The organism is Serratia sp. GW822-FHT06D09, from assembly GCF_058799515.1.
In genome coordinates this window covers 170,625-184,248 of record NZ_JBXALO010000006.1, presented here as the reverse complement: position 1 = coordinate 184,248, position 13,624 = coordinate 170,625, and the positions used below count along the sequence as shown (strand labels likewise).

At 56.8% G+C, this 13,624-nt stretch carries 10 protein-coding genes; 8 read left to right on the top strand and 2 right to left on the bottom strand.

Annotation, left to right across the window (positions count from 1 at the left end; translation table 11 throughout):
* Positions 1–34 precede the first annotated feature (34 nt).
* Positions 35–2,941 carry an RNA polymerase-associated protein RapA gene (gene rapA / locus AC1RKG_RS16200; protein WP_201895748.1) on the top strand — a complete coding sequence of 969 codons (2,907 nt, stop codon included), beginning with the start codon at positions 35–37 and terminating at the stop codon, positions 2,939–2,941.
* 56 nt (positions 2,942–2,997) lie between these two features.
* Positions 2,998–3,648, top strand: a complete 651-nt coding sequence (rluA, locus tag AC1RKG_RS16195) for a bifunctional tRNA pseudouridine(32) synthase/23S rRNA pseudouridine(746) synthase RluA (RefSeq protein ID WP_046374535.1) — start codon at positions 2,998–3,000, stop codon at positions 3,646–3,648.
* A gap of 45 nt (positions 3,649–3,693) precedes the next feature.
* Here rluA and djlA read toward each other — a convergent pair whose 3' ends face one another.
* Positions 3,694–4,515, bottom strand: a complete 822-nt coding sequence (gene djlA, locus AC1RKG_RS16190) for a co-chaperone DjlA (protein WP_020825180.1) — start codon at positions 4,513–4,515, stop codon at positions 3,694–3,696.
* Between the two features lie 228 nt (positions 4,516–4,743).
* Between djlA and lptD the strand changes: the two genes are divergently transcribed.
* From lptD to apaH, 6 genes are all read left to right on the top strand, one after another.
* The gene (gene lptD, locus AC1RKG_RS16185) at positions 4,744–7,107 is read left to right on the top strand and encodes an LPS assembly protein LptD (RefSeq protein WP_187962273.1); all 2,364 of its coding nucleotides are present in this window, start codon (positions 4,744–4,746) and stop codon (positions 7,105–7,107) included.
* Between the two features lie 65 nt (positions 7,108–7,172).
* Entirely contained in the window at positions 7,173–8,471 is a 1,299-nt protein-coding gene (gene surA, locus AC1RKG_RS16180; protein ID WP_041414190.1) for a peptidylprolyl isomerase SurA, read from the top strand.
* Positions 8,458–9,450 carry a 4-hydroxythreonine-4-phosphate dehydrogenase PdxA gene (gene pdxA / locus AC1RKG_RS16175; protein ID WP_493183481.1) on the top strand — a complete coding sequence of 331 codons (993 nt, stop codon included), beginning with the start codon at positions 8,458–8,460 and terminating at the stop codon, positions 9,448–9,450. Before surA ends, pdxA begins: the two co-directional genes overlap by 14 nt.
* Entirely contained in the window at positions 9,443–10,261 is an 819-nt protein-coding gene (rsmA, locus tag AC1RKG_RS16170; RefSeq protein ID WP_020825176.1) for a 16S rRNA (adenine(1518)-N(6)/adenine(1519)-N(6))-dimethyltransferase RsmA, read from the top strand. The genes pdxA and rsmA overlap by 8 nt, the downstream gene beginning before the upstream one ends.
* 12 nt (positions 10,262–10,273) lie before the next feature.
* Positions 10,274–10,651, top strand: coding sequence for a Co2+/Mg2+ efflux protein ApaG (apaG, locus tag AC1RKG_RS16165; protein WP_012005174.1), 378 nt, complete (start codon positions 10,274–10,276; stop codon positions 10,649–10,651).
* Between the two features lie 2 nt (positions 10,652–10,653).
* A complete protein-coding gene (gene apaH, locus AC1RKG_RS16160; protein ID WP_116691303.1) occupies positions 10,654–11,505 on the top strand; it encodes a bis(5'-nucleosyl)-tetraphosphatase (symmetrical) ApaH in 852 nt (283 codons plus the stop codon).
* Positions 11,506–11,544: 39 nt separating this feature from the next.
* On the opposite strand, the gene AC1RKG_RS16155 is transcribed toward apaH, so the two are convergent.
* Positions 11,545–13,434 carry a PhoX family protein gene (locus tag AC1RKG_RS16155; protein ID WP_122077131.1) on the bottom strand — a complete coding sequence of 630 codons (1,890 nt, stop codon included), beginning with the start codon at positions 13,432–13,434 and terminating at the stop codon, positions 11,545–11,547.
* Between the last annotated feature and the right edge of the window lie 190 nt (positions 13,435–13,624).

The window sequence follows — 13,624 nt, the reverse complement described above, 5'->3', positions numbered from 1 at the left end:
CAAGACTTACTTAAAAGAATCGAGCCGACAATATATGCCTTTTACACTTGGTCAACGCTGGATCAGCGATACGGAAAGCGAATTAGGACTGGGAACCGTCGTGGCGCTGGATGCGCGCATGATTACCCTGCTTTTCCCCGCAACCGGTGAAAACCGCCTCTACGCCAGAAATGACTCGCCAATCACCCGTGTGATGTTCAACCCGGGCGACACCATCAGCAACCACGAAGGGTGGGAACTGCAGGTCGAAGAGGTCAAAGAGGATAACGGTCTGCTGACCTATATCGGCACCCGCCTGGATACCCAGGAGAGCGGTGTGGCGATGCGCGAAGTGCTGCTGGACAGCAAATTGACCTTCAGCAAGCCGCAGGACCGCCTGTTTGCCGGCCAGATCGACCGTATGGACCGTTTCGCCCTGCGTTTCCGCGCGCGTAAATACCAGAGCGAGCAGTATCGCCTGCCGTTCGCCGGCCTGCGTGGCATGCGTGCCAGCCTGATCCCGCACCAGTTGCATATCGCCTATGAAGTCGGCCAGCGTCATGCGCCGCGCGTTTTGTTGGCGGACGAAGTTGGATTGGGTAAAACCATCGAAGCCGGGATGATTATCCACCAGCAGTTGCTGGCAGGCCGCGCCGAGCGCGTATTGATCGTGGTGCCGGAAACCCTGCAGCACCAGTGGCTGGTCGAAATGATGCGCCGCTTCAACCTGTATTTCTCTCTGTTTGACGACAGCCGTTACTCAGAGGCCAAACTCGACAGCAGCAACCCGTTTGAAACCGAACAGCTGGTGATCTGCTCGCTGGACTTCGTACGCCGCAACAAGCAGCGCCTGGAAGAACTGGCCGATGCCCAGTGGGATCTGTTGGTGGTGGATGAAGCGCACCATCTGGCCTGGAGCGAAGATGCGCCGAGCCGTGAATACCAGGTGATCGAACAACTGGCAGAACACATTCCCGGCGTGCTGCTGCTGACCGCAACGCCAGAGCAACTTGGCCAACAAAGCCACTTCGCCCGTCTGCGCCTGCTGGATCCGAACCGTTTCCACGACTACCACGATTTTGTTGCCGAACAGCAAAAATATCGCCCGGTGGCCGATGCCGTTACCTTGCTGCTCAGCGGTGAGCGCCTGGCCGACGACAAGCTGAACCTGCTCGGCGAGCTGATCGACGAACAAGACATTGAACCGCTGCTGAAAGCCGCCAACAGCGACGGTGAAAACAGCGAGCAGGCGCGTCAGGAACTGGTCACCATGCTGATGGACCGCCACGGCACCAGCCGCGTGCTGTTCCGTAACACGCGCAACGGTGTCAAAGGCTTCCCGCACCGCAACCTGCACCAGATCAAACTGCCGTTGCCGACCCAGTACCAGACCGCCATTAAAGTGTCCGGCATCATGGGCGCGAAGAAAACCGTTGAGGCGCGCGCACGCGACATGCTCTATCCAGAGCAAATCTATCAGGAATTCGAAGGCGAGAACGCCACCTGGTGGAACTTCGATCCTCGCGTCGAATGGTTACTGAACTATCTGGTGACCAATCGCCACGAAAAAGTGCTGGTGATCTGCGCCAAGGCCGCCACCGCGCTGCAATTGGAGCAAGTGCTACGGGAACGTGAAGCTATCCGTGCCGCCGTGTTCCACGAAGGCCTGTCGATTATCGAACGCGACCGCGCCGCCGCTTACTTCGCCTCCGAAGAAGACGGTGCCCAGGTGCTGTTGTGTTCCGAGATCGGCTCCGAAGGCCGTAACTTCCAGTTCGCCAGCCATCTGGTGATGTTCGACCTGCCGTTCAACCCGGACCTGCTGGAACAGCGTATTGGCCGTCTGGACCGTATCGGCCAGATGCATGACATTCAAATCATGGTGCCGTACCTGGAGAACACCGCTCAGGCAGTTCTGGGCCGCTGGTTCCACGAAGGGCTCGATGCCTTCGAGCATACCTGCCCGACCGGCCGTACCATCTACGACAGCGGCTACGAGCAGCTGATCGCTTTCCTGGCTTCGCCGACCGAGCAGGAAGGGCTGGACGAGTTCATTCACGCCTGCCGCCAGCAGCACGACCACCTGAAAATGCAGCTCGAGCAGGGCCGTGACCGCCTGCTGGAAATGCACTCCAACGGCGGCGAGAAAGCGCAGGCGCTGGCGGAAGCCATTGCCAATCAGGACAACGACGTCAATCTGGTGGGCTTCGCGCTGAACCTGTTCGATATCGTCGGCATCAACCAGGACGATCGCAGCGACAACCTGATTGTTCTGACGCCGTCCGACCACATGCTGGTGCCCGACTTCCCGGGTCTGCCGCAGGACGGCTGTACCGTCACCTTCGATCGCGAACAGGCCCTGTCGCGTGAGGATGCCCAGTTCGTCAGTTGGGAACACCCGATTATCCGCAACGGCCTGGATTTGATCCTGTCCGGCGATACCGGCAGCTGTGCAGTTTCTCTGTTGAAAAACAAGGCACTGCCGGTCGGTACCCTGCTGGTCGAGCTGGTGTATGTGGTCGAAGCGCAGGCGCCGAAACATCTGCAGCTGACTCGCTTCCTGCCGCCAACGCCAATCCGCATGTTGATGGATCGCAAAGGCACCAATCTGGCAGCGCAGGTTGAATTCGAAAGTTTCAACCGCCAGTTGAACGCGGTCAACCGCCATACCTCCAGCAAGCTGGTCAATGCGGTGCAACAGGATGTGCATGCCATGTTGCAACAGGCGGAAAGCCTGGTTGAAGAACAGGCTCGCGCCCTGATCGAGCAGGCCAAACAGGAAGCGGATGACAAGCTGAGCACCGAGCTGGCTCGTCTGGAAGCCCTGAAGGCGGTCAACCCGAATATTCGTGATGACGAGGTAGAAACGCTGGAGTTCAACCGCAAGCAGGTGCTGCTCAACCTGAATGAGGCGGGATGGCGTCTGGATGCAATCCGTCTGGTGGTCGTCACTCACCAGTAACCCGCGCCAGGGGAACTGCAGTTCCCCTGGCCGTTACTCTCAGCGGAGCCAACAAAATGGAACCCTACAATCCCCCGCAGGGACCGATGCATATCCTGTATCAGGATGAGCACATTATCGTGGTCAACAAGCCAAGTGGCCTGCTGTCGGTCCCGGGCCGTGCGCCGGAAAATAAAGACAGCCTGATGACGCGCATTCAGGCGGATTTTCCGGCTGCCGAATCGGTGCATCGTCTGGATATGGCCACCAGCGGGGTGATTGTGGTGGCGCTGAACAAGGCGGCCGAGCGTGAACTCAAGCGCCAGTTCCGCGAGCGCGAGCCGAAGAAGTCCTACATCGCCCGCGTGTGGGGGCATCTGGCGCAGGATGAAGGTCTGGTGGATTTACCGCTGATTTGCGACTGGCCGAATCGGCCGCTGCAGAAAGTGTGTTTCGAGACCGGCAAAGCGGCGCAAACCGAATATCTGGTGTTGTCACGCGACGCCGACGGCAGCACGCGGGTCAAACTCATGCCGATCACTGGCCGCTCGCACCAGCTGCGCGTGCATATGCTGGCGCTGGGGCATCCTATCCTCGGCGACGGTTTCTATGCCACGCCAGAAGCCAAAGCCATGGCGCCGCGTTTACAGCTGCATGCACAAGAGCTGCGCATTACCCATCCGGCTTTCCAGACGCCGATGCACTTTCGCGTCGAACCCGACTTCTGACCGATATAAAGAGGGGCTCAGAGAATACCGAGCCCTCACCTCTTTTTACTTAAAGCCTTTCTCGCGTTTGATCAGGTCGTAGGCCGCCTGAATTTCCTGCGCTTTCTGCTTGGCCATTTCCATCATTTGCGGCGGCAAACCTTTCGCTACCAGCTTATCCGGATGGTGCTCGCTCATCAGCTTGCGGTAAGCGCGCTTGATGGTGGTCGCGTCGTCGCTGCTGCTGACACCCAATACCTTGCAGGCATCCTCCAGCGTTGGACCGCGTTGCGCCTGTTGGTAACCGCCTTGCGAATAACCGCCCTGCTGACCGCCGCCAAACTGGCGTCCGCCCTCCATCATGCTGAGGAACTGGTCGAACTGCGCACGTGAAATGCCCAGCTCTTCGGCAATCACATACAGTACCTGCCGTTCGTTAGGATGCAGTGACCCGTCGGCAAACGCCGCCTGGATCTGAATTTCCAGAAACATCCTAATCAGGTCAAAACGGCCAAAGCAGATGCTGCGGAACTGCTGCAGCGTTTCTCTCAGCGGGAACTGGCTCTGTTTGCCTTCACGAAACGCCTGCTGCGCCGCGGTACGGGCTTCCCCGTGCAGTTGCAGACGATCCATAAACAGGCTGGCGATCTGAATATCCGCCTCGGTAACGCGCCCTTTTGATTTGGTCAGGTGACCCATCACCTGAAAAGTGGTGCGGAAAAACAGCGTTTGCCGCGTTTGCTGGTCGGTAAAAAAGCCCCGGCTGCGCTTATTGCTACGCGCAGAGTCGATCATATGACCGACAATCAGCCCCAAAACTACACCCCAGAATCCCGCGCCAGCCCAAATGGCCACGATGACCCCGAGCAGTTTTCCCCAATACTGCATATACTCCTCAATTATCATGCCGAAAGCCGACTGCTCCCTTCCGTCTTAGGTAAGGGTTAAGGCGATTTTTCTCAGGATTTGGATTATCATACCTGTCATTTATCTTTGCGCCTATCGACGACGCAAGTAAACGGCCGGATTTAACACTAGCGCAACGCAGATGAGTGATATAGTCTCTGACCGTTTGCCGGACATGACGCCTCTGATGACGGAACACCAAAACCGCGTATGAAAAAAAGTTTCCCAACACTGCTGGCCACACTGATTTGGACGGCACTCTACAGTCAGCACGCGCTGGCTGACCTGGCCGAGCAATGTATGCTTGGCGTTCCTGTTTATGACAAACCGCTGGTCAGCGGCGATCCTAACAGCCTGCCTGTCACCATTCACGCCGATGATTCACGCGCGGACTATCCGAAAAGCGCGCTGTTCACCGGCAACGTGAATATTGAACAAGGCAACAGCACCCTGACCGCCAAACAGGTTGAACTGAACCAGACGCAAGACGCGGGGCAAACCGAACCGGTTCGCACCGTGACCGCTACGGGTGATGTGCACTACAGCGACAACCAGATCAAGTTGAAAGGCCCGAAAGCCTGGTCGAACCTGAATAATAAAGATACCGACGTCTATCAAGGCGACTACCAAATGGTGGGCCGTCAGGGACGTGGCGACGCCGACAAAATGAAGATGCGCGGCGCCAACCGTTACACCATTTTGGAAAACGGGACCTTTACCTCCTGTTTGCCGGGTGATAACAGCTGGAGCGTAGTCGGTTCCGAGGTGATCCACGACCGCGAAGAGCAAGTCGCTGAAATCTGGAACGCCCGCTTCAAAATTGGCGGTGTACCGGTATTCTACAGCCCGTACCTGCAATTGCCGGTCGGTGATAAGCGTCGTTCCGGCTTCCTGATCCCGAACGCAAAATATGGCAGCAGCAATGGCTTTGAGTTCATGCTGCCGTATTACTGGAACATTGCGCCGAACTTCGACGCCACTATCACCCCGCATTACATGTCCAAACGTGGTCTGCAGTTACAGAACGAATTCCGCTACCTGGTGCAGCCGGGTCTGGGCCTGATGGAATTGGACTGGTTGCCGGACGACAAGGAATACAGCAAGGACAATCCTGACGACAGTAAGCGTTGGTTGTTCTACTGGAATCACAACGGCGTGATGGATCAGGTGTGGCGTTTCAACGTCGACTACACCAAGGTCAGCGACTCCAAATACTTTACCGATCTGGATTCCAAATACGGTTCGACCACCGACGGTTATGCGACGCAGAAATTCAGCGTCGGCTACGCCATTGATAACTGGGATGCGACCTTAAGCTCCAAACAGTTCCAGATTTACGACGATACCGATCGCAGCAGCTCAGACTCCTACAAAGTTCAGCCGCAGCTCGACCTGAACTACTATAAAGAGGATCTCGGCCCGTTCGATTTCCGCATTTATGGTCAGGCCGCCAAGTTTATCAGCGTCAACCCCTATAGCCCGGACGCCACCCGTCTGCATATGGAACCGACGCTGAGCCTGCCGTTGACCAACGGCTGGGGCAGTATCAATACCGAAGCCAAGCTGCTGGCGACCCATTACCAGCAGGATATTCCTGACGGTTTCGCCAACAACTACAAGAACCGTACCGGTAGCGACGCCCCCGATCTCGAAGATTCGGTCAACCGCGTGTTGCCGCAGTTCAAGGTCGACGGCAAGATGGTGTTCGATCGCCCAATGAACTGGTCCGAAGGCTATACCCAGACCCTCGAGCCACGCGTACAGTACCTGTATGTACCCTATCGCGACCAAAGTAACATCTACACCTACGACACCACGCTGCTGCAAACCGACTACTCCGGTTTGTTCCGCGACCGCACCTACAGCGGCCTGGATCGCATTGCCTCACAGAACCGCGTATCGACCGGTTTGACCTCGCGTATTTATGATGATGCGCTGGTTGAACGTTTTAACGTTTCCGTGGGTCAAATCTACTACTTCAGCCGTTCCCGTACCGGCGACAAAACGACGAATTACGACAACAATGACGACACCGGTAGCCTGGCCTGGGCCGGCGACACCTATTGGAAGATTGACGATCGTTGGGGTCTGCGTGGCGGCCTGCAGTATGATACGCGTCTCAATAGCGTCTCGTTGGGTAACGCCGTGGTGGAATACCGTCAGGATTCCGAACGCGTATTGCAGTTGAACTACCGTTACGCTACGCCGGAGTATATTGAGACGGCACTGAACACCAGACAGGTGCCGGCTTATCAGGACGGTATTTCGCAGGTGGGCGTCACCGGCAGTTGGCCAATCGCCGATCGCTGGGCCGTCGTGGGGGCTTATTACTACGACACCCGTGCCCAACAGTCCGCCGATCAGTTGCTCGGTCTGAAGTACAACACCTGCTGCTGGGCAGTGACCTTGGGCTACGAGCGCAAGATCACCGACTGGAACAACAGCAACAATACCAGCGTTTATGACAACAAAGTTTCATTCAACATCGAACTGCGTGGCCTGAGCAGCGATCACAGTCTGGGCTCCGCGGAAATGTTGCGTTCCGGCATACTGCCTTACCAGCGTGCATTTTGATACTTTGTAACACTTTGAAAACGAGAACTTTCACCCGCATTTGCGGATTACAGAATGGGAAAAGTATGAAGAACTGGAGAACGCTTATTCTCGGATTGGTGGTTTGTGCCAATACCGCGTTCGCAGCACCCCAAGAAGTGGATAAAGTCGCCGCCGTCGTGGATAACGGCGTGGTACTTGAGAGCGACGTAAACACCCTGTTGCAGTCGGTGAAGCTCAATGCGCAGCAGGCCGGTCAGCAATTGCCGGATGACAAGACCCTGCGTCACCAGATCCTTGAACGTCTGATTATGGATAACATCCAACTGCAGATGGCCAAGAAAATGGGGATTAACGTCTCCGATGCCGATCTGGACAAAGCCATCGGCAACATCGCCGCACAGAACAAAATGAGCATCGATCAGATGCGCAGTCGTCTGGCGTATGAAGGTCTGAACTACAACACTTACCGTTCACAGATCCGCAAAGAAATGCTGATCAGCGAAGTGCGTAACAACGAAGTTCGCCGCCGCGTCACCATCCTGCCTCAGGAAGTGGACTCACTGGCGACCCAGGTTGGCGCTCAGAACGGCAGCGATACCGAAATGAACATCAGCCACATCCTGATCCCGCTGCCGGAGAACCCGACACAGGCGCAGGTTGACGATGCTGAAGCCCTGGCTAAACAGCTGATGGGTGAAATCAACGGCGGCGCCGACTTCGGCAAGCTGGCCATCTCCTACTCTGCAGATTCCCAGGCGCTGAAAGGCGGCAACATGGGCTGGGGCAAGCTGCAGGAGATCCCTACCCTGTTCGCCGAAAGACTGGTTAACGCCAAAAAAGGCGACGTGGTTGGGCCAATCCGTTCCGGCGTCGGCTTCCACATCCTGAAAGTGAATGATATCCGTGGCGCCAACCAGTCGGTATCTGTCACCGAGGTTCATGCTCGTCACATTCTGCTGAAACCTTCCGTGGTGCTGACCGACGATCAGGCGCGTGCCAAGCTGCAGGCGGTAGCCGAAGCTATCAAGAGCGGTCGCGCCAAGTTTGCTGACGAAGCCAAACAGCTTTCTCAGGATCCGGGTTCTGCACTGCAGGGCGGCGATCTGGGCTGGGCTTCTCCAGACATCTACGATCCGGCCTTCCGCGACGCGTTGATGAAGCTGAGCAAAGGCGAGGTCAGCCAACCGGTACACTCTTCCTTCGGCTGGCACCTGATCCAGCTGCTGGATACGCGTCAGGTGGACAAAACCGATGCGGCGCAAAAAGATCGCGCTTACCGCATGCTGTTCAACCGCAAGTTTGCTGAAGAAGCGCAGACCTGGATGCAGGAACAACGTGCTCAGGCTTACGTGAAGATCCTTGACGGTAATGCACAACAATAATCGTATCGTAATCACCCCCGGCGAGCCTGCCGGGGTTGGGCCGGATTTAGTGGCAGCGCTGGCGCAACGGGATTGGCCTGTTGAACTGGTGGTGTGCGCGGATCCGGCCTTGTTGCTTGAACGCGCCCGACAGTTGAACCTGCCGCTACAGCTGCGCACCTATCAGCCACAGCACCCCGCTCAGCCACAGCGTGCGGGTACGTTGACGGTATTGCCGGTTGCGACTGCTCATCCAGTAGTGGCTGGTGAGCTGAATGTCGGTAACAGTGCTTACGTGGTGGAAACGCTGGCGCGCGCCTGCGACGGTTGCCTGAACGGCGAGTTTGCTGCGCTGATCACCGGCCCGGTGAACAAGGGCGTGATCAACGACGCCGGTGTGCCCTTTATCGGCCATACCGAATTTTTTGCCGATCGCAGCGGTTGCGACCGCGTGGTAATGATGCTGGCGACCGAAGAGCTGCGCGTAGCGCTGGCTACCACCCACCTGCCTTTGCTGGCAGTGCCTGGTGCCATCACTCGCCAAAGCCTGTTCGAAGTCATCCGTATTCTCGACAACGATCTGAAAACCAAATTTGGCATCGCCCAGCCGCAGATATATGTCTGCGGACTGAACCCGCATGCGGGAGAAGGCGGCCATATGGGACGCGAAGAGATAGATACCATCATCCCGGCGCTAGACGCGCTGCGGACTGAAGGTATTCATCTGATCGGCCCGCTGCCGGCGGACACCCTGTTCCAGCCCAAGTATCTGCAACATGCGGATGCGGTGCTGGCGATGTATCACGATCAGGGCCTGCCGGTGCTAAAATACCAAGGGTTCGGCCGGGCGGTAAACATTACCCTCGGTTTGCCTTTTATCCGTACCTCGGTCGACCACGGTACCGCTCTGGAACTGGCCGGCACCGGCACCGCCGATGCCGGCAGTTTCAAAACGGCCTTGAATCTCGCCATTAAAATGATAATTAATTGTAATGAATAATAAAGTCCACCAAGGGCACTTTGCCCGCAAACGCTTTGGACAGAACTTTTTAACCGATCAGTTTGTCATCGATAGCATTGTTTCCGCCATTCACCCAATGCCGGGCGAAGCGGTCGTTGAAATCGGTCCCGGCCTGGGCGCACTGACCGAGCCGGTCGGCGCGCGCATGGACCGTATGACGGTGATTGAGCTGGACCGCGATCTGGCGGCCCGTCTGGCAAACCACCCGCAGTTGAAAGACAAGCTGACCATTCACCAGCAAGATGCCATGACGGTGAACTTCGCCGAAATGGCCGAGCAGGCTGGCCAACCGCTGCGCGTATTTGGTAACCTGCCGTACAACATCTCGACGCCGCTGATGTTCCACCTTTTCAGCTATACTCAGGCCATTCGCGACATGCACTTTATGTTGCAAAAAGAGGTGGTCAACCGCCTGGTTGCCGGCCCTAACAGCAAAGCCTACGGGCGTTTAACCGTGATGGCGCAGTACTACTGCAACGTTATTCCGGTGCTGGAAGTGCCACCAACTTCGTTCACTCCGGCGCCGAAAGTGGATTCCGCAGTGGTACGTCTGGTACCGCACAAGGTGAATCCAAATCCGGTGGGTGACGTGCGCATGCTGAGCCGCATCACGACTCAGGCGTTCAACCAGCGCCGGAAAACTGTCCGCAATAGCCTGGGGGATTTGTTCACTCCGGAGCAACTGACGGAATTGGGTATCGATCCGGTACTTAGAGCAGAAAATATTTCTGTGGCGCAATACTGTAAGCTGGCTAACTGGCTTTCAGCCAATCCCGCGCCGCAGCAATAAGGAGTAGTGATCATGATTGATTCGCCTCGCGTATGTATTCAGGTACAAAGTGTCTATGTGGAATCACAGTCGATACCTGAGGAAGAACGTTACGTCTTCGCTTATACCATCACCATTCGCAATTTGGGGCGTTTCAACGTGCAGCTGCTCGGCCGTTACTGGTTGATCACCAACAGCAATGGCCGTCAAACCGAAGTTCAGGGCGAAGGCGTGGTCGGCGAGCAGCCGCTCATTCCGCCCGGGGGCGAATTCCAATACACCAGCGGCGCCATTCTTGAAACGCCGCTGGGTACCATGGAAGGCCATTACGAAATGGTTGATCATCAGGGTCAGCCGTTCCAGACCGCTATTCCCGTGTTCCGCTTAGCCATTCCAACGCTGATTCACTGATTATGTCGACATATCTTATCGGCGACGTTCATGGCTGTTTTGATGAACTCAAGTCGCTATTGGCCCAGGTTGCCTTCGATCCCCAACATGACCAGCTGTGGCTGACCGGCGATCTGGTCGCGCGTGGCCCCGGTTCACTAGACGTGCTGCGCTACGTGCGCTCACTCGGACCGGCAGTACGCATGGTGCTGGGCAATCACGATCTGCATCTGCTGGCCGTTTATGCCGGCATCAGCCGCAATAAACCCAAAGATCGCATTACGTCGTTGCTGGAAGCGCCAGACGCCGATGAGCTGATCAACTGGCTGCGCCGCCAACCGGTGCTGCAGGTCGATGAGCAACTCAAGCTGGTGATGGCGCATGCCGGCATCACGCCGCAGTGGGACATTGAAACTGCGCAAACCTGTGCCCGTGAAGTGGAAGCCGTACTGAGCAGCGACAGCTATCCGCTGTTCCTCGACGCCATGTACGGTGACATGCCGAACAACTGGAGCCCGGAACTGAGCGGGCTGGCGCGCTTGCGTTTCAGCACCAATGCCCTGACGCGCATGCGCTACTGCTTCCCGAACGGCCAACTCGATATGATCTGCAAAGATGCGCCAGGCACTGCGCCTGCTCCGCTGAAACCCTGGTTTGATTTGCCACGATTGGTCGACGCCGATTACACCATTGTTTTCGGTCACTGGGCATCACTGGAAGGCAAAGGCACGCCGGAAGGCATTATTGGCCTGGATACCGGCTGTTGCTGGGGGGGCGATTTGACCATGTTGCGTTGGGAAGACCGGCAGTACTTTACCCAACCGGCCCATCGCAGCGATCTGTCCGACAGCGTACACCAGCAGGCCGCGTCATAATCCCGTCGGGGCGGTCAATGCCGCCCCGCTGTTTTCTTCTTAAGCCCCAATCACTCCACCGTCTTCACGCGTAATCATCAACACCGATGAGCGCGGACGCGGGCTATTGTTCGGGAAATGAGAATCACCTTCTTCACCCGGGTGCTGTACGTTGACGAACATCGTCTTGTAATCGGGGGTAAAGGTAATGCCGGTCAGTTCGCATGACTTTGGCCCAACCATAAAGCGGCGGATTTCGCCACTTTGCGGATCGCCCACCAGCATTTGGTTGTTGCCCTGTCCGGCATAGTCGCCCTTGTTGCTGTATTTGCCGTCGGTGAGGATCCACAGGCGACCGGTCTTATCAAAGCCCAGTCCGTCCGGACTGTTGAAAGTATTGTCGGCCGTGATATTGGGTGTGCCGCGATTCACGCCTTCCGGATGGGCAATCGGGTTACCGCACAGCGCGTAAATATCCCAGTTGAATGACGCAGCAGTGGCATCACCGCCTTCATCCCAACGGATAATTTGGCCGTAGACATTGTTCGGTCGCGGGTTAGCGGCATTCAACGGCATGCCTTCTTCACCACGTTTGCTGTTGTTGGTCAGCGTGCAGTAGGCGCGCCCATCATGTGGATTGACGGCGATCCATTCCGGCCGGTCCATTTTGGTAGCCCCCACCTGCGCCGCAGCCTTGCGGGCGAAGATCAACACTTCCGCCTCATCGCGGAAACCATTTTCCGGCGTCAGGCCATTTTTACCGAACTCCAGCGCTATCCAGCGCCCGGTACCTTTCAGCGGTGTGCCGTTGGCGTCCCCGTCAAACTGCGCCACATATAAAGTGCCTTCGTCCAGCAGGCTGCGGTTGTTGGCCGGGTTAGCCACGTCAACCACGCCTTTGGATACGTATTTATAGATGTGCTCACCACGCTCATCGTCACCCATGTAGACCACCAGGCGACCATCCTTGGCGACGGTCACCGCCGCATTTTCATGTTTGAAGCGGCCCAGCGCGGTATGTTTGATTGGCGTTGAGCCAGGGTTCATCGGGTCGATTTCGACGATCCAGCCATGACGATTGAATTCATTAGGGTTCTTCGCCACGTCAAAGCGTTCATCGTAATCCGGCCAGTTACGTTCAGGTTCGCTGACTTTCAACGTATAGCGCTTTTGGTCCGCCGTGGTCTTGTAGTCAGCCTGATGAGTGCCGAAATAGGTATCGAAATTCTCTTCGCAGGTCAGGTAAGTGCCCCAAGGGGTTTTCCCGTTGGCGCAGTTACCGAAGGTGCCCAATACCTTGCGGCCGCCAGGATCCGCCGCCGTTTGCAGCAGCGCGTGCCCGGCAGCCGGGCCGCTGAATTGCATCTCGGTGTTGGCGGTGATCCGGCGGTTATAACGCGATGGGCGCTCGACCTCCCAACGTTGGCTATCACCCACACGGCGTACCGCCACGATAGAAACGCCATGGGCAGCCTGTGACTTGCGCACGTCTTCAAGACTAGTGGCTTTGGTGCCGCCATGAGCAAACAGGTATTGCTCGTTGACGTATTCGTTGTTGATGGCCATCACGCCGTGATTGTCATCAATCGGGAAGAAGCTCATACCGTCATTATTATCGCCGAATTGCTTTTCCTGATCGGCAGCGCTGTTGTTGCCCTGTGGGTCGAAAGCGGCAGCTCCCTCAACCAGCGGCTCACCCCAGGAGATCAGCACCTCGGCGCGATACCCTGGCGCAATCGCCACCTCATCAGCGGTGGAAGCGGCAATCCCTTTAAAGCCCAGCAGCTTGTTCGGTGGCAAATCTTCCGCCAGAGCCTGAGCGGAAACCGTCCAAATACCGCCGCCGAGGAAACCGGCCAGGCCAACGGCACCGGCGCTGCCCAGCAACAGTTTACGGCGAGTGGGATCGGTCAGGCGATCGGCATCTAATTGCTCAATTTTGGTCGTCATAGGTTTATTTCCTTTTTAATATGGCGCCGCGATCGAGATTCACCAGAGTTGCCGGGGCGCTCAGAGTTGGGCTTCATACTAATCAGGAAGTGTGACGAAAATGTTACAACGAAAAGTCAGGGAGAGGTGGGGGGTAAAAAGACAAAGGGCGCAATCACTTGCGCCCTCAGAAGGATACGGTTAATCGCCG